This is a genomic window from Streptomyces sp. MJM8645, assembly GCF_001625365.1.
Taxonomy (GTDB): Bacteria; Actinomycetota; Actinomycetes; order Streptomycetales; family Streptomycetaceae; genus Kitasatospora.
This window is the reverse complement of sequence record NZ_LJJF01000002.1, coordinates 934,768-956,609: the sequence shown is the minus strand read 5'-3', so window position 1 is coordinate 956,609 and position 21,842 is coordinate 934,768. Positions and strand designations below refer to the sequence as shown.

Sequence of the window (21,842 nt, the reverse complement as noted above, 5' to 3'; positions counted from 1 at the left end):
TGGTCACTTTCCGGTCGGGACGAGAAGCGGCTCGGCGGCCAGGTCGCCGCGGGCGAGGTCGGCGTAGCCGCTCAGCGGGCCGACGGGGTCGAGCAGGTACCCGAGCCCGCCGAGCTGAGTGCGCAGGGCCTCGCGCTTCGTGGCGGTCGAGGGGGCGGCGATGCCGCTGTCGGCGGCGGTGATGGCGGCCACGGTCTGCGTGCTCGTCTGTGCCACGGGGCCGACGGCGGCCGCTCCCGCGTCCAGGGGCAGGGCGCCCTTGGGCAGCAGCGGGTCGAGGTCGAGGACGCCGGGCGCGACCGCGAGCTGTCCGCCGAGGGCCGGTGCCGGGACGGTGACCGTCAGGCCCGTCAGCCGGCCGGGCAGCAGCCCGGTGCCGTTCAGCGAGCTCTCGCCCGGGCCCCACAGCGACTGCGGCACGTTGGAGCGTACCGGCTCGGCGCTCCAGCCGGAGTGGTCGACCTGCTGGCCGTCCTTGGTGATCGTGACGCTGTGGGTGGACGTCAGGTCGCCCTGCTGCATCGGGCGGATGTGCAGCGGGTCCTCGTCCGGCGTCACGGCGGCGCCGCCGAAGAGCACCTTGCTGGCCGGCACCGCCGAGGAGGTGACGAAGCTGAACCCGTGGGTGGAGGCGTACCAGGGGCCGGCGTCCGTTCCGTCGTTGCCCACCCGGGCGAGGGACGACGGGTCGGTGGGCTTCCAGGACAGCCCGGCCACCGGATTGGCCTGCACGCCCTGTGCCTTGGGCGGCAGCTGGGACTGGAAGTCGGTCCAGGGGACGGGCGGCAGGTGGTCCGGGCGGCTCTTGCCGAAGCCGATGTGGAAGCTGATGAACCACAGGTGGACGGTGGCGTTGCCGCCGATGGGAGGGCCCCACAGCTCCACGTCCACGCCGAGTTCCAGGCTGATCGTGATGTGGACGAACCAGACGTGGATGGAGAACCGCACCCCGATGCTGACGCCCATAGCGACGTCGAAGAAGAACGGCGACCACTGGATCAGCGCGTCCAGGTGCGCGGTGAACCAGGCCCGCAGCGGACCGGTGTCGAAGACCAGCGCCAGCGCGCCGCCCAGCATCGCCGCGTGCGGGGTGATGGCCGCGTACGCCTGAGCGGTCAGGGTGAGGGTGTTGCTGATCGACCACTTGATCCCCAGCCGGGGCACGGCGGGGTAGTGGCCGGGCTTGACGAACGCCGGGTGGTAGCCGCCGACGGAGACCACGAAGTCCCCGGCGTGCGGGCTCGGGGGCACCCAGACGCAGAGCGCGAGGCCGCCGGTGGGCTTGCAGTTCTTGTCCAGGATGTAGGACTTGTCGGTCAGTTGGGCCGTCAGGGAGAGCAGGCCCTCGCTCTGCCGGTACAGCGCCTCGGCCGCGATCTGGATCCGTGCCACCTTCGGATCCTTGCCCGCCTTCTGCTCGGCCGCCGTCAGCTTGGGGAAGTCGAACTCCCCGAGCCCCAGCAGCGCGATCACCAGGGACTCGCCGAACTCGACCAGTGCCATGGAACGGAAGTCGGCCAGCTCGAACATCGTCCAGTGCAGGCCCGCCGCGACCCAGATCTCGCCGTCCTTGGGCGCGACCCAGGGCTTGAGCCCGCCGGTCAGCGTGTCCAGCACCTTCATCGGGGTCGAGTCGGCGCCGCCGGTCAGGTTGAGCAGGGGGAAGGTGTCCACCTCGGTCAGCGCCGGGACGCGGACCTCGCTGTGGTAGCCGAAGCCCAGCGAGACGTCCTTGACCCGGAAGGGCGGCGGGCCGAAGCCGGCCTCCGGGTTGGTGCCGGTGCCGAGTTGACCGAAGAGGAAGAGCGAGAGCGTGCCGTCCGCCTTGCGGGCGTAGGAGCCGGCGATCCCGACGCTGATGACCGGCGCCGTCAGCATGCCGTCGCCGTCGTACCGCACCGGCCAGTCCGGAGTCGGGTTCGTGCGCAGCGCGCCGCCCAGCGCGATCGGGTCCGCCTTCGCGCTGATGCCCAGGCCCTTGAGCACGGGGGTTGCCTTGCCGGGGTCGGCCAGCGGAATGCTGACCCCGAAGCCGCTCGCCTCGAACGTCAGGGCGTGGGCGTTGATGCTGAAGTCCGCGGTGACCTGGATCGTGCCCTTGGCGTAGCCGAGGTTGAGCTTGCCCAGCCGGAACGGGCCGCTGGACTCCGCCTTCGCCGGCTGGTCGGCCTTGCCGCTGGGCCCCTTGTCCTGCGGCAGGGCGGTCCAGGTGCGCGAGGCCTCGCCGAGCCGGACCTTCACGGCCTCCCGGGGCGTGCCGCCGAGGTCGTAGGCCAGGGACGCCGTGACCCCGCTGTCCAGCGGGCCGGCCGGCAGCTCGGGCGCGTTCCCCACGGGGAAGTCGGCCTTGACCGCCTTGAGGGCCTTGTTGAGGTCCGCCACCTCGGTGTCGTCCAGCCCCTCCGTGATGAACAGCAGGGCCACGTGCTGCATCACCAGGTCGTTGGCCGGCGGCACCAGTGCCTTGATGATCGGCAGCCCGGACAGCGACAGCTTGACGGCTGCCTGCACCACGCCGAGGTAGCGCCTGCCCGCGTCGCCCCGGTCCTGGATCAGCAGCGCCCAGGCCACGCTGGAGGCCGGGGCTCCGCCGCTCAGGGCGGCGCTCCCGGACAGCACCAGGGTCTTCGTGCCCTGGTCGTAGCGGAGCCAGACGTCGGTGAGGTTGAAGCCCAGGTCCGCGGGCAGGGCGCAGCCGAAGGACTGCGTGACGTCCGGCAGCTCGCCGCCGCCGTCGCCATCCGGCGTCAACGGGCCGTCGCCGTCGACCGGCAGGCGGTAGGCGGCGCCGTTGAGCGTGCAGCCCAGGACGGCGCCGACGTCGCCGCTGCGCAGGACGAACCTGGGCTGGGTGAAGCCGAACTTGGACAGGTAGGTGAAGTTCTCGGTCGCTGCCGCCGTGGTGAAGGTCCAGAGACTCAGGGTGAACGCGATGTCGAAGCCGACGAGTTGCTTGCCGTCGGCGTCGGCCGTGAAGGCCACCGTGACCGGCAGGCCGGTCGCTGCCCCCAGCGCGGCGGTGCCGTGGACCGTCAGGGCGTCGCGGTCGGTGGTCGCCTTGCCGACCTTCAGCGAATCGCCGAGATGGCGCGAGACCAGGTCGGCCGCCCCGAGTTCCTCGCCGGTGATCTCGAATGTCTTGCCCTGGCTGCCTGCCAGCCGCTGCCGCAGTTCGTCGATGCTCAGTGTCATCAGCCCGTCGGCCTCCCGCCCTGGTTGTGTTCCATCCGGTCCCGGCCCCCCGGCCTGCCCGACCGGCCGGCCTGCCCGACCGGCCGGGCGTCCCCGTCATTGGCCCATTTCGGTTCGGGGCATGACAATTGAGCCCCCCTGGACCAACCAGGGCGACAACGGCCGTGCACACCAGGGGCCTTGACTCGCCAGGCCCGGAGTGCACGTCCGACAGGGACTGTCGCAGCGTATCCAAGGCATGCGCGGATAGTGACGGAACGATCCGATCTTGGCCGATACGCATCGCCTACGGCCGAGTCCGACAGGTGTCGTCGAGCTTCCCGCCGCCCTAGGTCCTGCCCGCCCCCGCGGCCCGGAAGGCGGGATAGTGTGGCAGCGGAGCTACATCCCACTCCCGGGCGGCCTTGCGCAGCAGTTGCCGCACGGTCTGCGCGAACGCCGGGAACTCCCCGAGCGTGCTCGCCACGTGCCAGCGGTGCCTGAGGACCTGGCGCCTGGTCGCCACGGGTCGACGTGTCCTGTGCATCGGTCCGTCCTCCACCGTCTGCGGCAGCAGGCGCACGGTTGCGTTCACCGTCCAGACCGCGACGGCCTGCCGCATCCCGGCCTGCCACACCGCGTCCTCGGCCAGCGCCGGGTACACCGCGACGACCTCCGCCCGGTAAGCCTCCTCGACCTTCCGGGCGATCCCCGCCGGCAGGACGAAGACGCACCAGCAGGTGGAGAACGGCGTTCTGCAGTACGCGGCCGTCAGGAACACCGACTGGTAGCAAGCGGCTTCGAAGTCGAGCAGCCGCAGCCCCTGCGGCGTGAGCAGGTTGTTGTCAGGGCAGGTGTCGCCCGGGGTGAACGCCGGATACTCCTCCCCGCCCGCCGTTCCCATGCGAGCGAGTTCCTCGCACAGCCCGGCGGGAGCCGCGACACCGACCGCGTCGAGCACCGCGGGCAGGGCAGCCACATTCCGCGCGATCCACGGCTCGTCATCCCAGGCGGTCATCCCCGTGCCGTACCGGGCCCACAACTGCCTGAACTCGACTCGCCGATCCACCGACTTCGCAGCCAGCCGCCCAAGCGCGCGCGCCCAGGTCACCAGGCCTTCCCCGGCGGCCTTCGCGTCGCTTCCCAGCAGCACGTCCGCCAGCGTCGGTGAATCACCGAGGTCCGCCATGACCAGCAGCGGGACCTTCGGGTCCACCCCCAGCACCTCGGGGCCGGCAAGACCGAACGAGAGCCCGGCCGCCTCCGCGGCAAAGCAGCGCCGGGCCTCCGGCTCGTCGGTGTAGGCCTTGACGATCACGCTCTCCCCGGAACCGGTCCGGCAGCGCAGCACCGTGCTGCGCCGGCTTCCGCCCAAGTCGACGGGCTCGGACAGCTCCGTGTCCAACAGCTCTGCAGCGGCACGCAATATCCCATCCACCCGGGCATCCTGCCACCATGGCCGACCAACAGCTCGATACACCCCTCGGTACGGAAACATGACCGAACGTCAGTGCGTGATCGCCCGAGTCGTCGTTCGAGCCAACCCCCCGGCCGGACGGGCCGGTCAGGGCAGGAAGTGGTCGTGCCGGCCGTAGAGTTCCGCCCAATCCGCCTCGCTCATCGGACGTCTTTCGGCCGCGATCTCCGAGATTTCCTCGAAGAACGATTCACGTGGCACGCCCGGCACGAAGAGCATCAGCATCGAGGCCGGCTCGTGGGACTCGTTGCGGAAGCCGTGCACAGCGCCCTCCGGCACGTGCAGGAAGTCACCCGCCTCGGCGTCGATCCACCGTTCACCGTCGTACAGGCGCATGATCCCGGACAGGACGAAGAACGACTCGGACATGGTCCGGTGGAAGTGTGGAGCGGGGCCTGTCGGCCGGGGCCCCATGTCCAATCGGTACAGGCCGAACGTCTTGTTCGCGGAGGGCGTGTCGACCAGGTAGTGGACTCTTGTGCCCCCCGCGCCGATCAACACGTCCGGCGTGGCGGCGCCGAATCGGAGATTTGCCGTATTCTCGCCCGATTCGCCCCAGTAATGAGCTATTGGGTAGGACATGGCGGATTTCCCTTTCGAGGCATCGCGTGATTGGTCGGTGGTGGTCCGTCCCCTCGGTGCCGAAGCGACGTGTAGCCGGCCGGCTGCCGAGGGTGCCGGACAGGGCGGCGGCGCTCGGCCCGGCGGCGCCGATCACGGCCGGAGCACCCTGCGCGGCGTGGGCCCGGCGGTTCCACCGGCTCTTCGCAGCCCAAGATGACCCAGACGTCCGCAGGCCCACAGGTCCACGGTGCGCCGAGGCGGCCGTCGGCGCACCCGCAGCGGCCTGGCGATGGCCCCCGCTACGGGGGCGGGGCCTGTGCGGGCACTGGAGGACCTGCGCGCCGAGAAGTCCTGGCGGGCTGTTCCGAGCGGTGGGTCGGCACCCCGCTGCGTGTGACTCCCGGGGACCACCCTCCTCGGACCGGAATACCGGTGGATCCCCTCCACCTGCGGCTCGCTGCTACTGTGGGCCCAGAATCAACGGAATGCGCGAAAAATCGCTCCTGAATGGTGTTTCTGAGCGGCGCCCTCGCGGTGTTTGTTCCCTTCGCGGAACCCCAGTGCTTCCTTCGTGACCACAACGAAGGCAGAAGACTGTGCACCAGCACCGTGTCATCATCGCCGGCGCCGGACTCGGCGGCCTCACCCTCGCCCACGGGCTGCGCGCCCGCGGCTTCGACGTCGCCGTGTACGAGCGGGACCCGCACCCGGACGCGAGGCCGCAGGGCTACCGCGTCCAGCTCGACGAACCCGGGCTCGCGGGCCTGGAACGCTGCCTGCCGGAGCACCTCTTCCGGCTGGGCCTGGCGACCGCGGCCTCGCCGCCCGCCCGGGTCTCCGTCCGCGACCGCCAACTGGGCACGCTCGCGGACCGGCCCACCGCGCCGGGCCCCGATCCCACCGACGGCACGGCCCGCCCGTACCGCCCGTACCGCTCGTACGCGTTCAACCGGCCGACGCTGCGCCAGATCCTGCTCTCCGGCCTGGCGGACACCGTGCGCTACGGCGCGGAACTGCTGAGCTGGGAGAGGGAGCAGGACGGAACGGTCACCGCGCGGTTCGCCGACGGCCGCAGCGCGAGCGCCGACCTCCTGGTCGGTGCCGACGGGGTCGGATCGGCAGTACGCCGACAGCTGCTGCCGCACGCCCGGGTCGAGGACGCCGGACTGCGCCTGATCTACGGCAGGATCCCGCTGGATGCGCCGGATGCGCCGGATACCGGGGTTGGAGGGGCCGGAGGGGCGGAGGCGGCCGCGCTGCCGCCATGGGTGTTCGACAGCATCTTCACCGTGGTGACCGGTGGGCCGGGAAGTCCGCACGTCGGGTTCGGGCCCGTGCGGTTCGCCCGCCCTCCCGGCGCCGCCGGCCCGGCACACACACCGCCCGTCCCCCTCACCCCCGTCGGCGACTACGTCGCCTGCCTGGTGGGAGCGCCGGCGGACCACCCCGCCATGCCCTCGTTCGAGGCGCTGCGCGGTCTCGACGGCCCCGCCCTGCGCGAGCTGGCCGGACGCCTGGTGGGCGACGACTGGCACCCCGACGTGCACCGCCTCCTGGACCGCTGGGAGACCGACTCGCTGTTCCCGCTGCGCATCTCCACGGCGAGCCCCGTACCGCCGTGGGAGCCGGGCCCCGTCACCCTGCTCGGGGACGCGATCCACGCCATGAGTCCGGTGCTGGCGATGGGCGCGAACACCGCGATCCGCGACGCCGCCGAGCTGACGCGGACCCTGGCCGGGGCCGCGGCCTCCGGCGCGCCGCTGGTGGACGGCGTACGGGACTACGAGCTCCGGATGCGGGAGTACGCCTTCTCTGTCGTGGCCGCCTCCCGGCGAACCGGCCGACAGCGGGTCGGGCAGAGCTGACGGCCGGGAGGGGCGAGTCCTGGTCCTGGATTGCGGTCCACCCGTGGTGACGGCTCGTCAGGAACGGGCTGCCGAGCCGGTCACCCGGGTGGTCGTCGGGGCAGGTCGAGGCGGACGAGGTGCTGGTCGGTGCCGCCGTCGGGCCGGTGCACGGTGCGGTAGGCGTACGGGACGGTGCTGGCGGGGAAGGTGACGATGCCTTCCTCCACGACGGGCCGCTGGTCGGCGATGGCCCGCAGCCGGGCATCGGTGTCGGCCGGCAGCTGCGGCTCGGGCGGGCGGCGGTGGCGGCCGGCCATCCTCAGGCGGTCGGTTGCGACGGGGCCGGGCGGCCCGACCGGCCGGTTTCGCTGTGGCCGGTTTCGCTGTGCCCGGGCTGGTTCACGAGGTCCTCCTCGCGGGCTGGTCGGCCCCGTCGGTCCTGTCGGCCAGCAGCGGCAGGTAGTGCTGAAGGTAGGGCGGGACCTTGAGGTCGAGCACCTCGGCCAGGGGGACCATGCGGACGGCCAGGCCCTCGTCGCCGAGCCGGAGGTCCGCCTCCGGGCCGTCCCAGGCGGCGTGCAGGACGCGGGTGAGCGGGGAGACCAGCTCGTGGTGCGGGCCGGGCAGGATCCGGAGCCCCGTGATCTCGATGCCGGCTTCCTCGCGGACCTCGCGCGCCGCGTTCTCCTGCGGGGTCTCGACGCCCTCGCGCCAGCCGCCGATGGGGGTCCAGTAGCCCGGCCAGGCGATGCCCGGCTTGTCGTCGCGGTGGTGCATCAGCAGCCGGCCGTGCCGGTCGGTGACGAGGACCATGATTCCTTCGAACTCGTCGGCCGGGGACGGGCGTTCCAGGTACAGCGGCGTGCCGCAGCGGTGGGCGCGCAGTGCCTGGAGGAGCCGCTGGTAGCGGTCCGGTGGCATCAGGTCGCACCAGTCGTGGGCGGTCTCGAAGCGCCACTCGGTGTGCTCGGCCGGGTCGAGCCGGATGCGGGCCTGCTGCTCGGGGGTCAGGACGCCGCCGTCGAAGACGTATCCGCACACCGGCACCGGGTACTCCGTACCGGCCTGCTCGTGGACGACCGCGACCAGGCGCCGCCGGGCGATCACCTCGGGGTTCTCCGCGGCGAGGTCGAAACCGAGTTCCTCCTGGGCCTCGCGCAGCGCCGTGCCGAACGGGGTCTCGCCGTGTTCGACGTTGCCGCCGGGGAGGTTCCACACGGCCGGGTTGATGGTCGAGCGCATCCCGAGGACGCGGCCGTCCGGGTCGGTGACCAGGAAGCACCCGTAGACCGTGGGCCGCGCGACGGTGGTGAGGTAGCCGCCGACCGGCCGCCAGCCCGGGATCGCCAGGCGACGGGTGAGCCACCTGACCACCTCGCGCTCTCCGTCGCCGGACTGCGGCAGCTGGTCGGGACGGGCCCACTGCTGGTCGTCGTGCTCGGCCGACAGCGTGACCGGGGTGCCGTCCGGCACGACGGCGGTGAACACGAACTGCCGTACCCGCCGGCCGTTCGGGTCGGTGAGGTCCAGGCTCCGCGCGTACTCCAGCGGCAGCCCGGCGAGCCCGGTCTGCTCGGCCAGTTCCCGGGCCGCGCCCGCCTCGATCCCCTCGCCGTTTTCCCGGCCGCCGATCCCCTCGCCGCTCTCCCGGCCGCCGGTCCCCTCGCCGTCCTCCCGGCCGCCGCCCGGGTACTCCCACAGGCCGGGGAGAGCGTCGTGCGCGGCCCGGCGGATCATCAGGACCCGGCCGGAGGCGTCGCGGACCACCACGCCGACGCCGATCCGCTCGATGTCCTCGTGGGCGGCCAGTGCGGTCAGCACCTTGAAATCGATCACTGCGCGGACTCCTCGTTCCCTCGGGCCGACGGGGCTGCTGAGCGGGGGCGCCGGGACGCTCCTCCTGCCGGCGCGCCGGTGCAGGCCGAATCAGCCTCAGGGCAGCCGAGTTGGGGCGGCCGTGTGGTCGGCAGGGGACAGATGATGGCGCTGTTCGAACGCGGGGTTCAAGCAGGCCACCTCCGGGCGCGCCCGGGGCGAACGGGGAGTTTTCGAGCACCGCGCCGCCGTGTCGGGTACGCCCTCCAGCCGGTCGCGAACGGCCGGTCGGCAGGGTGGCGGAGCCCAGCGCACGGGCGGCGAGAGCCTGTTCGAGCGCGGTCGTCAGGCGGGCTTCGAGCCTGCTGCCGACGCTCGCGTGGGCGGCGAGGCCGCGCGGGGAGCAGTCGCCGCCGGCTTCACTCGTTCGGCTGGCCGGGCGGTCCAGGAGGTTTCCGCCGGCGGCCCGCCGACGGGTTCCTGGGCGTTCATAGCACGATCTTGTTCATGTTCACATTTTTGCGCTGATCTCGCCGCCGGTGCTGAGCACCATGTACACGCCGTTGGCGACGGCTCCGGCGTCCTGCTGGTTCGCCTCCAGCGTGCCGTTCACCGCGCCGTCGTTGCCGAGGATCTGCGCGCGGTAGTGGAGTTCGCCGATCTTCGTGACCTTGGCCGTCCAGCCGCCCGCGAGCTTGAACGTGCCCGGCCCCTGGTGCCCGCCGCCCATCCAGGAGTGGGCCGTGCCGTCCAGCGAGAGCACGATGAACATGTCGTTGAAGTCGACCCCGGCGTCGGAGTCGTGCGTCTCCAACGTGCCGTACTCCGTACCGTTGTTGACGATCTTCGCGACGTAGTTCTGGTTGCCGGTCGCGCGGATCTCGGCCGTGCTGCCGTCCACCAGCTTCTGGGTGCGGACCGGGGACGTCCCCTTGGGCGGGGCAGCCGGCGGCGTGGTGGTGTGGCGCGCGGTGGGCGTGGCGGCCGGAGCGGCGGTGCCGGGCGCGGGGGGCGCGGCCGGAGTGCTGGCTGGCGCGGCGGCGTCGGGCGTGGTGGGAGCGCTGGGCGCGGCGGCCGGCGGGGTGGTGCCCTGCGCGCTGGGCGTGGTGGGCGCGGCGGCCGGAGCGGCGGTGCCGGGCGCGGGGGACGGGCTGGAGCAAGCTGTCGCGGTGGACACCAGCAGAGCGGCCGCCAGGGCGGAGCCGGCCAGCGTACGGACGGCGGACGAGCGACGGTTCGTTAAGGTCGACATGCGGTGCTCCTGAGCGAAGTACGGGTGAGGAACAGCTCGTTGCCCGTGGCCTCTCCTGCGGGGACCAGGAGCAACGTGGCTGCGTACAGGAACGAAGTTAGTGTGAGCAGTCGACGAAACAGACCCTGCTATGTCACCAGACTGCTACGCCCTCCCCGTGCCCTCACCTGCACCGCAGGCCGGCGCGCCACGGGACCGAAGCGGAAGGGTCGGTTTCGGCCAGTTGTGCTGTTCATGTATACACGCATTCACATCTTCGGAATGCTGGCCGCACATGCTGTGTCGGATCTACGACAAGGAGAAGGTCATGCGTCGAATCGCAGCCATCGGCACCGGGGCGGCACTGCTCATGGGAGCGGGGCTGATCGCCGCGCCGTCAGCCTCGGCGATCTCCTACTGCGTCACCAACCAGGGCCAGAACTGGGGCTCCGTCAACTGCCAGACCAGCGCCCCGAAGAACCACTGGCAACTCGTCCTGATCTGTGAAAGCGACAGCGTCAAGGGCATCCGGCAGACGATCAACGGTCGCTGGCACACCGGCGACGGCTCCGACACCCTGTACTGTTCCACGGGCTACAGCGCCGCCCTCACCAACGTCAACAGCGACAACTGACTGATGGGGATGCGTGCCTGAGCGGTTTCCCGGGCGATCAGCGATCGCGGGCCGGCGCGTCGCGCAATCCCTCCTCGAAGGCCGAGTACGGGTACTGGTCGGTACCGGATCCGGGCATTTCGAGCTTCTTGAGCTGCCCGCCGACGACGTGGGACACCAGCGGCACGGGCAAGGCGTCCGGCCAGAGGCCGGTCCGCTTGCCCTCGGAGAGGACGCGGCGGAACGCGCCGGTGGATCCCCGCAGGCTGCGGCCGTTCGCCTTCAACTCCTCTGCGGCGCACTCGCCGTCGCCTTCGACGACCTGAAGCAGGATCTGCTGCGCCCGGGGCGGCAGGCGGTCGTAGTACGAGCGGGCCCGCTCCGGTGTCCAGCGATCGTCGGGCAGCGCGGTCACGACGGCGTCCGGCATGGTGGCGAAGGCGAGCAGCTTCTCCAGCGCCTCGGGGGTCGGATTCTCCACGGTGATCGTGATCCTCATGGTGCAACACCCTTGCAGCCCCGGATCCTGAACACAAATAACCGCAGTAGATGTGTCGCAGACACGAAGGTCCCTTCGAGTTGTCGAAGGGACCTTCAGTGCGGTTGCGGGGCTGCTCCGCGACGCTTCACGCGTGTCGAGCAGGGCCGGTGACCTCCCAGGCCGCCTCGATCATCCGGAAGATCTCGTCCACCGCGGCCTCCGGATCGGCCGCCTCACGGGCCAGCGCATAGGCGTCGATCGTGAACCTCGCGATCGCCCGGCAGGCGGTCGTGGTCTGCGGCAGGCCGAGGTCGGTGGCGATGGCCGTTGCCAGCGAGTCCGCATGGCGCAGCCTCATCGAATCCTCGTACTCCCGCAGGGCGGGGGATTCCTCGATCATGCGCCAGATCGGGGCGGCGGCGTCCGCCGTGCAATGGCGCACCAGGGCGTGGATCTCGCGGCGCAGCGCGGGGATGAGCGGCTCGTGCGGCGCCCGGGCGGTGGCCGCCTGGGTGAGGCGCTGCTCGAAGTCGTCGTCCCGCTCGAACACCAGGGCCTCTTTCGAGGCGAAGTGGGAGAAGAGCGTGGTGACGGCCACGTCGGCCTCGGCGGCCACGTCCCGGATTCCCACCGCGTCGTACCCGCGCTCCAGGAAGAGCCGCAGGGCGGTGTCGGCGATCTTCTGGCGGGTCGCGGCCTTCTTGCGTTCGCGGCGTCCGGGCGGCACGGTCATGCCCTCACGCTAGCAGATACGAAGGCGGAACAGTTCTGAAACACTAACCGTTAGTGCTACGGTCGACCACATGAAGAACATGAAGAAGGTGAGCTTCGCCGAGTTCGGCGGGCCGGACGTTCTGCAGCTCGTCGACGCCGAGCGGCCCCACCCGGGCCCCGGCCAGATCCGCATCGCCGTACGGGCGGCGGGCGTCAACCCCGTCGACTGGAGGATCCGCGAAGGCCAGTTCCTCCAAGCCCACCCGATCGAGTTGCCCTCTGGCGTCGGGCAGGACGCCTCGGGGGTGGTCGACGAGGTCGGCGAGGGCGTCGACGAGATCGAGGCCGGCGACCACGTATTCGGCGAGGGCTTGAGCACCTACGCCGAGTTCGCCGTGCTGTCGGCCTGGGCCCGGATGCCCGAAGGGCTGACGTTCGAAGAGGCCGCCGGCTACCCCTCCGTGGTGGAGACCGCGCTGCGCATCATCCGCCAGGTCGGCGTGCGGCCCGGGCAGACGCTGCTGGCCAGCGGCGCGTCCGGGGGTGTCGGCTCGGCAGTGCTGCAGATCGCCCGCGACCGCGGCATCACGGTGATCGGCACGGCCGGCGCCGCGAACCAGGACTACCTGCGCAGCCTGGGCGCCGTCGCCACGACGTACGGCGAGGGCTGGGTCGAACGGGTGCGGCAACTCGGCCAGGTCGACGCGGCGCTCGACCTGGCCGGTTCGGGCGTGATCCGCGAACTCGTCGAGCTGACCGGGGATCCGCAGAAGGTGGTCTCCATCGCCGATCTCGGGGCGCCGCAGCTCGGCGTCCGGTTCTCCGGCGTGGCCGGGAGCATGCCGGAGGCGCTCGCGGAGGCCGTCGACCTCATCGCGCGGGGCAGGCTCCACATCCCGGTCGAGAAGTCGTACACGCTCGCCGAGGCCGCGGCGGCGCACATCGACAGCCACGCCGGCCACACGCGGGGGCGCCGGGTCGTGCTCGTCTGAGCCGTCTTGTTCTCGACCTGTAGAAACAGGCCGAGGTGGTGGGTGCCACGACCCTGCCGTGGCCCCTTCTACCTCCCTGCGGCGCGTGTTCTCAGGGCATCGTCTTCCGTCCTGCGGCAGCGGAAGCGGGGGCAGTCGCAGGGCGGAGGCGGGCCCGCCGCTGGGGGTTGAAGGCGGCGGGGGCCTGGCCGAGCAGCAGCTCGACCCGGTCGAGGGCGGTTTGCGTGGACTCGACCAGCCCGGTGTCCCCCTTGGCGATCCGCAGGCGCAGCGCTTCTTGCAGATGGGCTTGGGCGCCTGCGAGGTCGCCGCGTTCCATGAGGTGCTTTCCGGTGTGCTGGAGCGCGAAGTCAAGGAGCTCCGGGTGCTGGCTTCGCGCGGTGTTCAGCGCGCTGCGGTAGAGCGCGTCCGCAGCCTGCACGGCACCGGCGTAGCGGTGCGCGTCGCCGAGGTTGAGCCCGGTGGCGACGACGGCCCGGGTGTTCCCGATCGCTGCGGCCAGGTCGAGCGACTGCCGGAGGAACGTACGGGCTTCCGCGTGGTGGCCCAGGCACATCTGGCCGATGCCGATCCATCTGGCCAGGACCCGAATACGAGCGGGGTCGGTCCCCTCGGGCAAGGCCCGCAGTTCCTCGTGGAGTTGGCCGACCGCGGTGGTCAGCTCGTTCCGGTCGGTGGGGACCATCCGCAGGTTGTCGTCGTGAGTGATGAGGTGATCAAGCACTTGACCCTCCGTGGTTCGGTTCTGCCCAGCGTGGCACTACAGCTGGTCGGTCTGGTGGCGCAGGCCGGCTAGCTTGAGTGGGTGTGTGTGCGACACCGAGTGGCGGGTCGGCTCGGATGGCCACCCGCGCCGACCCGCCCATGCCGTCAATTAGCCGGCATCAGTTGGGGACTGCGGTCAGACCTCGGTCGGTGCTCACGCTTGGGGGTGCGTCGCGCCATCGGTCTGTCCTCCTTCGCCGAGGGCGGCTGTGGGGCGGGTCGGCCCTCGGAACTCCTGCGACACCTGGGGCTTGCGCGCTTCGGTGTCTCGATCGCTACTCTGCGTTCATGTCCGCCGAGCCGTTCATCAACGACGACGACGATCACGATGCGTGCTGGATCTGCCCCAGCCTCCGGCTCCCTGCTGGGGCGTTCGATGTGCTCGAACGCCCCAGCAGGGGTTACCCGTTCAACCCGGACGACGGCTTCCGGTACAGCCGGGAGGGAATCCCGGCCTGTGTGCACGGAGACCGCATCGGGCTGCCTCCCGGCCGGTACGCGAGTGCCGGCCAGGAGCTGCCCGAGGGCTAGAAGGTGATGGCGTGCTCTCGCCCGCTGCGACCGAAGCCGATGGAGGCGTACTTCTCGGCGAGGATGGCCAGGCGGCGGTCCACCTCGGCGTCGGTCTCGCTGCCGGTCAGCTCGTAGGCCGCCGCCTCGAACGCCGAGAACTCGGGGTCCGCGGTGATGGCGGCCAGGATCTCGCGGGCGCGCTCGCCGACCTTGTCGGCCAGATCCTGGGCCTGGCCCGCTTCATCGCCGAGGGGCTGCCGGCGATCTCGCACCGGGGCTGTCCGTTCATCAACTCCATCGCCGAACTGCCCGACCGCTCCGACCCGGCACGGCAGGTCATCGAGGAGCACAAGGCCCGCCAGTTGTGCAGGCTGGTTGCCATGTGCGCCGAGGCGCGGCTGCCCGACCCGGCGAAGGCCGCGGCCGAGATCACCTTTGTGCTCGAAGGGGCGCAGGTCTGCGCGCAGAACGGAAGCGTCGACCAGGCGGGGGAGCGTCTGACGAGGGTCGTCGAGGGGATCGGGTCTAGAAGCTGAGCAGGCCGATGGCGCGGCCGTCGTGGTCCACCACCGGCCACACGTCCAGGTCGCGGGAGCGCATGGCGGCGGCCGCCGTGGTGGCGGGCATGTCGGCGGTGGCGAACGGGGCTCGGTCGAGGACGATGTCGCGCACCGGGGTGCGCTCGGTGTACCAGGACCGGGCCTGGAACGGCGCGAGGTGCAGGCGGGTCAGCAGCCCGGCGCAGCGGCCGTCGTCGTCGCGGACGAGCAGGTGGTCGCTGCCCGAGCTCTGCAGGATGTCCATCGCGGTGTCGACCATGACATCGTCGCTGATCTGCAGTTCCGGGCGTTTCATGAGGTCGCCGACCGTGGTGGTGCTTGCGGGGTGTCCGGGGGCGATGGTCATGGGCGGACTCCTTCGTGTCGCTTCCGCCGGGGTCGGCGGTGATCGGGGCACTGGCGGAGGGGCGGCTGGGGCTGACGGCGTACGTCGGAGCGGACCGCGGGGCCGGTTCCGGTTTCCGGGTGCGGTGGTCGCGGGAACCGGGGTGCCGCGGAGGCCTCCCAGGCCTGGGAGCGGCTGAGCGGGCCCGGTCCGCGCCGTGAGCCGGGCCCGCTGGGGTGCTACGCGGCGACGGCGACGCGCCTGGGCGCCCGGCGACGGCCCGAGGAGCCCTGGTTGTCGCGCCCGGAGGCCGCGCGGGTGTCGCCGCCGGTGGGGGCGGGGCGTCCGCGGCGGCCGCGGTTCGTGGCCGCGCTGCGGCGCGGACGCTCGACGACGGGGTCGGCGATGACCACGGGCACACCGGTGGGGACGCGGGCGCCGGTGATGCGGGTCAGGTCCTCGTCGCCGGCGAGGACCCTGGTGGTGACGGGGGTGATGCCGGCGGTGGTCATCATCCGGGCCATCTGGCGGCGCTGGCTGGGCAGGACGAGGGTGACGACGGTGCCGGACTCGCCGGCCCGGGCGGTGCGGCCGCCCCGGTGGAGGTAGTCCTTGTGGTCGCTCGGCGGGTCGAGGTTGACGACCAGGTCGAGGCCGTCGACGTGGATGCCCCGGGCGGCGACGTTGGTGGCGATCAGCGCGGTGACCTGGCCGGTGCGGAACTGCTCCAGGGTGCGGTTGCGCTGGGGCTGGGACTTGCCGCCGTGCAGGGCCGCGGCCTTGACCCCGTTGGCGAGCAGGTCCTCGACCAGCGCGTCGGCGCGGTCCCGGGTGTCGGTGAACATGATCACCCCGCCGTCGCGGGAGGCGATGTGGGCGATCGTGGCGTTCTTGTCGTGGTTCTGCACGTGCAGCACGTGGTGCTCCATGGTGCTGACCGCTGCTGCGGACGGGTCCACCGAGTGGGTGACCGGGTCGTTCAGGAAGTGCCGCACGAGGCGGTCGACGTTGCGGTCCAGGGTGGCGGAGAACAGCATGGTCTGGCAGCCTTCGGCGACCTGTTCGAGGAGCTCGGTGACCTGGGGCAGGAAGCCCATGTCGGCCATCTGGTCGGCCTCGTCGAGGACGGTGACGCCGACCCCGTCCAGCTGGCAGTCGCCGCGCTGGATCAGGTCCTTGAGCCGGCCGGGGGTGGCCACCACGACCTCCGCCCCGCGGTTCAGCACCTGCGCCTGGCGGCCGATCGACATCCCGCCGACCACGGTCGCCATCCGCAGCCGCACGGAGTGGGCGTAGGGGGTGAGCGCCTCGGTGACCTGCTGCGCGAGCTCGCGGGTGGGGACCAGCACCAGGGCCAACGGGCGGCGGGGCTCGGCCCGCTGCCCCGTGGTGCGGGCCAGGACGGCGAGACCGAAGGCGATGGTCTTGCCGGAGCCGGTGCGGCCCCGGCCGAGCACGTCGCGGCCGGCCAGCGAGTTGGGCAGCGTCGCGGCCTGGATGGGGAACGGCGAGGTGACGCCCTGGCGGGTCAGCGTCTTCAACAGGGCCGCGGGCATGTCCAGTTCGGCGAAGGACTCGACGGCCGGCAGGGCGGGAGTGGTGCTCACCGGCATCGCGAACTCGCCCTGCGGGGAGGAGTCCTGGCGGCGGCCCCGGTCGGAGGAGCGCCGGCCGCCGGCCGGGCGGGAGCCGTAGAAGGAACTGCCGCCGGAGCGGGAGCCTGCGCCGGAGCGAGAGCTTGAGCCGGATCGGGAGTTGGCGTTCTGGTACGAGGAGCGACTGGAGCGGTTCACGTGGAGACCTTCCTCAAGGCGGCGCGTCACGAGGAAGGCCCCGTGGCGCGGGGCGCCGACGGAGACCGCAAGGGAACGGGCCGGAAGTGTGACGGGCGGAGCGTGGACGGTAGAACCGTGCGGCACGTCACCTACGGTCGGCGCTCACCCGGGAGGGGCGGGAGCGAACGACCTCGAACCGTGAGCTGTCACGGCAGGGCGCCGATCCGGACGCGGAGCTGTGGGTCTCGCGTGGGGATGGCCGCCGGTGGCGGAGCCAGGGGGCCTGAGCGGCCGGGAATGCGTCCGTGACGCAATGCCGAGGGGCCCGCACCGGGCAACATGTACGCGGTGCGGGCCCCTCGCTGCTAGGCGGGTGCCATGGCAGAAAAACTACAGCGGGCGAATGTTCTCGGCCTGCGGGCCCTTCTGGCCCTGCGTGACGTCGAACTCGACCTTCTGGCCCTCGAGCAGCTCACGGAAGCCGTTGGCGTTGATGTTCGAGTAGTGGGCGAAGACGTCCGGGCCGCCACCCTCCTGCTCGATGAAGCCGAAGCCCTTTTCCGCGTTGAACCACTTCACGGTGCCATTAGCCATAAAAATAATCTCCTTCAAGGGCTGTCCGAAGCCCGCACCATGCAGGCTCCGAGTCGCCGCGATGAGCACCCACCCGGGGAAGAGCCGGGAAACAAAAATGCGCCTGCAAAACATCAGCAGGCGCACACAAAGTCCATGGGAACCACTACTGCAACTCGTACGACTCTAGCAGGCTCGGGCCCGCCACGGGCGAATTTGTCGCCCCGGGTTTCGCGGAAGCCTCCCCCCGGGGGCTGCCGGATTCGGAAAGACCACCCTTGCCCTCTCCGGCGCCAACGGCAGGAAGTGTCAATTCCGCCGCCTCGGATGACGGACTTCGCGGAGTTCGCCGGAGCCGGGCTGGACGGGGTGCCGCGACAACCGCTGGAACCCGAGGCGAGCGGCGGACTGTCGCAGGGCTGTGACACGGCGGGGCCCACCTCCCAAGGAGTTCCTCATGACGCGCACGTAACGTCGCGCACGACATGGCGGAGAAGCGGGAGGCGACGGAGATGCGGAAACTGGGGCACGGAACGCGGCTGATCGGGGTGAGCGTGATCGCCGGGATCGTGGCGGCGGGCATAGCCCTGCCCGCGGTGGCGGCCGCCGGGCTCGGCGCCCGGTCGGCGGCCGACGACTTCCAGAGCCTGCCCGACGACTTCAAGACCCCGGCGCTCTCACAGGCCTCGACGATCCTCGACGCGCAGGGCGGCACGATCGCCACCGTGTACGACCGCGACCGCACCGTCGTCCCGGCGGACCAGATATCCCCGCTGGTGAAGACCGCACTCGTCGACATCGAGGACAACCGCTTCTACGAGCACGGCGCGATCGACCTCAAGGGCGTGCTGCGTGCCCTGGACAAGAACGCCACCTCCGGCGGCACCGCGCAGGGCGCGTCCACCCTGACCCAGCAGTACGTGAAGAACGTCTTCGTCGACGAGGCGGGCGACGACCCGCAGAAGGTGGCCGAGGCGCAGCGCCAGACCGTCGGCCGCAAGATCCAGGAACTGAAGTACGCGATCAAGGTCGAGGAGACCCTGAGCAAGGACCAGATCCTCACCAACTACCTGAACATCACCTTCTTCGGCGAGAAGGCCTACGGCATCGAGTCGGCAGCGCGGCGCTACTTCGGCGTGCACGCCAAGGACCTCACCCTGCCGCAGGCCGCGCTGCTCGCCGGCCTGGTGCAGTCGCCCACCGGCTACGACCCGACGGTCAACCCGACCGCGGCGAAGGACCGGCGCGACACCGTGCTGCGCAAGATGGCCGAGTACGGGCACATCACCAAGGAGCAGGCCCAGCAGGCCATCGCGACCCCGCTCGGGCTCAACGTCCAGGCGCCGCAGCAGGGCTGCATCCTGGCCAAGCAGGGCGAGGGCTTCTTCTGCGACTACGTGCGCCAGACGGTGCTCACCGATCCGGCCTTCGGCAAGTCGGCGGCCGAACGGCAGGCGGTGTGGAAGCGCGGCGGCCTCCAGATCCACACCACGCTCGACCCCAAGGCCCAGGCCTCGCTCTACGCCTCCGTCACCGCCCACGTGAACGCCGGCGACCAGGCCGCGACCGCGATGAGCATCGTCGAGCCGGGCACCGGCAAGATCCTCGCGATGGGCCAGAGCCGCCCGTACGGCGTCGACGGCAAGCAGCACCAGACCCAGATCAACTACAACGTCGGCAAGGCCATGGGCGGCGGGCTCGGCTTCCCGACCGGCTCGACGTTCAAACCGATCGTCGCCGCGGCGGCCCTGGAGAACGGCATCTCGCCGAGCCAGAGCTACACCACCGACTACAGCATCCCGTGGCCGGCGATGACGGACTGCTCCGGCGGCCGGTTCCCCTCCGCCGGGCAGGTGCACAACGACAGCCAGAGCCTCACCGGCCAGTTCGACATGAAGACGGCCATGGCGCAGTCCGTCAACACCTACTTCGCCAAGCTGGAGGGCGACGCCGGGCTGTGCAACGTCGCCCAGATGACCAACAAGCTCGGCATCACCCAGCAGGCGGGCGGCGAGAAGCTCCAGGTCGTCCCGTCGATGACGCTCGGCAGCAACGACCTGACCCCGCTGGAGATGGCCGGCGTCTACGCGGCCTTCGCCGCCCACGGCACCTACTGCGCGCCGACCGCCATCGCCTCGGTGACAGGCCCCGACGGCAAGCAGCTCGCGGTGCCGCAGGCGAACTGCTCCGCCGTGATGTCGACCACCACCGCCGACACCGTCACCGCGATGCTCAAGGGCGTCGTCGAGGACGGCACCGGCCAGACCGCCGGCCTCAGCAGCCGCGACAGCGCCGGCAAGACCGGCACCACCGACGCGAGCCGCCAGGTCTGGTTCGTCGGCTACACCCCCGAAATGGCCGGCGCCACTGTCGTCAGCGACACCGACAACCCCAAGCCCCTGGACGGCCAGCGCATCGGCGGCACCGTCGTGGGCCAGGCCTTCGGCGGCACCCTGGCCGGCCCGATCTGGCGCGACGCCATGAACGGCGCCCTCGCCGACACCCCGGCGGGCACCTTCACCCCGGTACAGCTGCCTTAGCGTGCTCGTTCTGGGCGTGCTCGTCCTGAGCGGGGTCGCGCCGACGGAATCCGGCGCGACCCTGGTGCCCGGCGCGGTCCCGGTGCCCGGCGCGACCCTGGTGCCCGGCGCGGTCCCGGTGCCCGGCGCGACCCCCCGCGAGCGCCCCCGGCCGGGGGCCGCTCAGGGGCCGTGCCCCTCCAGCGGCTCGCCGGACAGGCGCTGCGCCAGGTAGACCGGCAGGACGGCCAGGACGATCAGCACCGAGGCCACGACATCCACCACCGGGCCCTGGTTGGGCCGGGCCAGGTTCTCGAAGATCCACAGCGGCAGCGTCCGGGTGCCGGGGCCCGCGGTGAAGGTGGTCACCACGATCTCGTCGAAGGAGAGCGCGAAGGCCAGCAGCGCCCCGGCGAGCAGCGCGCTGCGTACGGCGGGCAGTGTGACGTGCCAGAAGGTCTGGAAGGTGTCCGCCCCGAGGTCCGCCGACGCCTCCTCGGTCGACGGCGCGATGCGCCGCAGCCGCGCCGACACGTTGTTGAACACCACCACGATGCAGAAGGTGGCGTGCCCGACGACCACGGTGAACAGGCCGAAACCCACCCCGAGCGGGGTCAGCACGGTGCGGAACGCGGCGTTGAGCGCGATGCCGGTGACGATGCCGGGCAGGGCGATCGGCAGGATCAGCAGGAAGGAGACCGACTGCCGGCCGAAGAACCGGTACCGGGTCGCGGCGAAGGCCGCCATGGTGCCCAGGACCAGCGCCACCCCGGTGGCTCCGAGCCCGGCCTTCAGCGACGTGGCCAGCGCCTCGCGCAGCCCGGTCTCCTGCCAGGCGGCCGTCCACCAGCGGGTGCTGAAGCCGGACGGCGGCCAGGCGAAGGAGCGCGAGGCGTTGAAGGAGTTCACCAGGACCAGCAGCAGCGGGGCGTAGATGACGGCGAACCCCAGGGCTGTCGCCGCCCGGAGCAGGATCCGGGCACCGCGGGAGAGTTGCATCAGGGCGTCGGCCTCACAGACTGTCCAGCGCGCCGGTGCGGCGCACGGCGAGCAGGTAGCCCACGATCAGCAGCACCGGGACGCAGGACACCGCGGCCGCCAGGGGCAGGTTCAGCGTCACGTTGGACGCGATGACGTTGCCGAGCATGGACGTGGTGCCGCCGACGATCTGCACCGTCAGGTAGTCGCCCAGGCTCAGCGAGAAGGTGAAGACCGACCCGGCGATGAGCGCCGGCCTGGCCAGCGGCAGCACCACCGTGCGCAGGGTCCGCCAGGGGCCGGCGCCGAGGTCCGCCGCGGCGGCGAGCAGGCTGTCGGGCAGCTGCCCGAACGCGGTGCACAGCGGCAGCACCATGTAGGGCAGCCACAGGTACGCGAGCACCATGACCACCGCCGGCACGCCGAAACCGGGGGAGTGCCCGCCGAAGGGGGCGGCGACCCAGTCCAGGACGCCGCCGTGGCTGAGCATCACCCACCAGGCGTAGGCCTTGACCAGGTAGCCGGCCCACAGCGGCGTCAGCACCGCCACCAGCAGCAGGCGCCGGCTCCCGGGCCGAGCGACGCGGGCGATGAAGAAGGCCATCGGGAGGGCGACCACCGTGTCGATCACCGTCACCGACACCGCGATGCCCAGCGTGCGCACGGCGACCGTCCGGTACTGCGGATCGGTCAGCAGTGACCGGAAGTTGTCGACGGTCCAGCGCTGCTCGACGGCGGAGGTGAACGCGTTGGTGGTCCAGAACGCGGACAGCAGGAGGATCGCCAGCGAGCCGAGGTACGCCAGCACCAGCCAGGTCATCGGCGCCGCCAGCAGCGCCGCTAGCCGCAGACCGGGGCGCCGGTCCAGCAGCCCGGCCAGCCGGCGCATCGGGGTGCGTGTCGGGGTGCGCGCGGGGGTGTGCGCCGGG

20 protein-coding genes are annotated in these 21,842 nt (G+C 71.5%); 6 read left to right on the top strand and 14 right to left on the bottom strand.

The features are described from left to right. Positions 1–3: 3 nt before the first annotated feature. The 3 genes from A6F73_RS34810 to A6F73_RS34800 all read right to left on the bottom strand — a co-directional run bounded on the left by A6F73_RS34810 (position 4) and on the right by A6F73_RS34800 (position 5,230). Positions 4–3,192, bottom strand: a complete 3,189-nt coding sequence (locus A6F73_RS34810) for a DUF6603 domain-containing protein (RefSeq protein ID WP_063352333.1) — start codon at positions 3,190–3,192, stop codon at positions 4–6. A gap of 328 nt (positions 3,193–3,520) precedes the next feature. Further along, positions 3,521–4,609: a hypothetical protein gene (locus A6F73_RS34805; RefSeq protein WP_063352332.1), complete on the bottom strand. Its 1,089-nt coding sequence runs from the start codon at positions 4,607–4,609 to the stop codon at positions 3,521–3,523. A gap of 126 nt (positions 4,610–4,735) precedes the next feature. Then, positions 4,736–5,230, bottom strand: a complete 495-nt coding sequence (locus A6F73_RS34800; protein WP_063352331.1) for a cupin domain-containing protein — start codon at positions 5,228–5,230, stop codon at positions 4,736–4,738. A gap of 578 nt (positions 5,231–5,808) precedes the next feature. Here A6F73_RS34800 and A6F73_RS34795 point away from each other — a divergent pair. Then, positions 5,809–7,077 carry an NAD(P)/FAD-dependent oxidoreductase gene (locus tag A6F73_RS34795; RefSeq protein ID WP_063352330.1) on the top strand — a complete coding sequence of 423 codons (1,269 nt, stop codon included), beginning with the start codon at positions 5,809–5,811 and terminating at the stop codon, positions 7,075–7,077. 80 nt (positions 7,078–7,157) lie between these two features. Here A6F73_RS34795 and A6F73_RS34790 read toward each other — a convergent pair whose 3' ends face one another. The 3 genes from A6F73_RS34790 to A6F73_RS34780 all read right to left on the bottom strand — a co-directional run bounded on the left by A6F73_RS34790 (position 7,158) and on the right by A6F73_RS34780 (position 10,126). Continuing rightward, complete coding sequence (locus A6F73_RS34790; RefSeq protein ID WP_063352329.1) at positions 7,158–7,376, bottom strand: hypothetical protein; 219 nt, start codon at positions 7,374–7,376, stop codon at positions 7,158–7,160. Positions 7,377–7,458: 82 nt separating this feature from the next. Continuing rightward, positions 7,459–8,895: an NUDIX hydrolase gene (locus A6F73_RS34785; RefSeq protein ID WP_063352328.1), complete on the bottom strand. Its 1,437-nt coding sequence runs from the start codon at positions 8,893–8,895 to the stop codon at positions 7,459–7,461. 490 nt (positions 8,896–9,385) lie between these two features. Then, entirely contained in the window at positions 9,386–10,126 is a 741-nt protein-coding gene (locus A6F73_RS34780; protein WP_208869247.1) for a hypothetical protein, read from the bottom strand. Positions 10,127–10,433: 307 nt separating this feature from the next. On the opposite strand from A6F73_RS34780, the gene A6F73_RS34775 reads away from it, so the two are divergent. Further along, positions 10,434–10,739, top strand: coding sequence for a hypothetical protein (locus A6F73_RS34775; RefSeq protein WP_159398696.1), 306 nt, complete (start codon positions 10,434–10,436; stop codon positions 10,737–10,739). A gap of 37 nt (positions 10,740–10,776) precedes the next feature. On the opposite strand, the gene A6F73_RS34770 is transcribed toward A6F73_RS34775, so the two are convergent. Beyond that, positions 10,777–11,217: a hypothetical protein gene (locus tag A6F73_RS34770; RefSeq protein WP_063352326.1), complete on the bottom strand. Its 441-nt coding sequence runs from the start codon at positions 11,215–11,217 to the stop codon at positions 10,777–10,779. Between the two features lie 127 nt (positions 11,218–11,344). Beyond that, the gene (locus A6F73_RS34765; protein WP_063352325.1) at positions 11,345–11,932 is read right to left on the bottom strand and encodes a TetR/AcrR family transcriptional regulator; all 588 of its coding nucleotides are present in this window, start codon (positions 11,930–11,932) and stop codon (positions 11,345–11,347) included. A gap of 79 nt (positions 11,933–12,011) precedes the next feature. On the opposite strand from A6F73_RS34765, the gene A6F73_RS34760 reads away from it, so the two are divergent. After that, positions 12,012–12,905 carry an NADP-dependent oxidoreductase gene (locus A6F73_RS34760; protein WP_063352324.1) on the top strand — a complete coding sequence of 298 codons (894 nt, stop codon included), beginning with the start codon at positions 12,012–12,014 and terminating at the stop codon, positions 12,903–12,905. Positions 12,906–12,996: 91 nt separating this feature from the next. On the opposite strand, the gene A6F73_RS34755 is transcribed toward A6F73_RS34760, so the two are convergent. After that, positions 12,997–13,629 carry a hypothetical protein gene (locus tag A6F73_RS34755; RefSeq protein WP_063352323.1) on the bottom strand — a complete coding sequence of 211 codons (633 nt, stop codon included), beginning with the start codon at positions 13,627–13,629 and terminating at the stop codon, positions 12,997–12,999. Positions 13,630–13,958: 329 nt separating this feature from the next. On the opposite strand from A6F73_RS34755, the gene A6F73_RS42390 reads away from it, so the two are divergent. After that, complete coding sequence (locus A6F73_RS42390) at positions 13,959–14,201, top strand: hypothetical protein (RefSeq protein ID WP_063352322.1); 243 nt, start codon at positions 13,959–13,961, stop codon at positions 14,199–14,201. A gap of 11 nt (positions 14,202–14,212) precedes the next feature. Next, positions 14,213–14,719, top strand: a complete 507-nt coding sequence (locus A6F73_RS39990) for a hypothetical protein (protein ID WP_244293815.1) — start codon at positions 14,213–14,215, stop codon at positions 14,717–14,719. On the opposite strand, the gene A6F73_RS34740 is transcribed toward A6F73_RS39990, so the two are convergent. From A6F73_RS34740 to A6F73_RS34730, 3 genes are all read right to left on the bottom strand, one after another. After that, positions 14,709–15,089 (bottom strand): CBS domain-containing protein, encoded by a 381-nt coding sequence (locus A6F73_RS34740; RefSeq protein ID WP_063352321.1) that lies wholly within the window; start codon positions 15,087–15,089, stop codon positions 14,709–14,711. The two genes, A6F73_RS39990 and A6F73_RS34740, sit on opposite strands and share 11 nt — an antisense overlap. A 218-nt stretch (positions 15,090–15,307) precedes the next feature. Next, positions 15,308–16,861, bottom strand: coding sequence for a DEAD/DEAH box helicase (locus A6F73_RS34735; protein ID WP_063352320.1), 1,554 nt, complete (start codon positions 16,859–16,861; stop codon positions 15,308–15,310). A gap of 372 nt (positions 16,862–17,233) precedes the next feature. Beyond that, positions 17,234–17,437, bottom strand: coding sequence for a cold-shock protein (locus A6F73_RS34730; protein ID WP_030918248.1), 204 nt, complete (start codon positions 17,435–17,437; stop codon positions 17,234–17,236). A gap of 464 nt (positions 17,438–17,901) precedes the next feature. Between A6F73_RS34730 and A6F73_RS34725 the strand changes: the two genes are divergently transcribed. Next, positions 17,902–19,956: a transglycosylase domain-containing protein gene (locus tag A6F73_RS34725; protein ID WP_063352319.1), complete on the top strand. Its 2,055-nt coding sequence runs from the start codon at positions 17,902–17,904 to the stop codon at positions 19,954–19,956. A gap of 162 nt (positions 19,957–20,118) precedes the next feature. On the opposite strand, the gene A6F73_RS34720 is transcribed toward A6F73_RS34725, so the two are convergent. Both A6F73_RS34720 and A6F73_RS34715 read right to left on the bottom strand, forming a co-directional pair. Then, the gene (locus tag A6F73_RS34720) at positions 20,119–20,934 is read right to left on the bottom strand and encodes an ABC transporter permease (RefSeq protein ID WP_063352318.1); all 816 of its coding nucleotides are present in this window, start codon (positions 20,932–20,934) and stop codon (positions 20,119–20,121) included. Between the two features lie 13 nt (positions 20,935–20,947). Next, positions 20,948–21,802 (bottom strand): ABC transporter permease, encoded by an 855-nt coding sequence (locus tag A6F73_RS34715; RefSeq protein WP_063352771.1) that lies wholly within the window; start codon positions 21,800–21,802, stop codon positions 20,948–20,950. Positions 21,803–21,842: the final 40 nt, after the last annotated feature.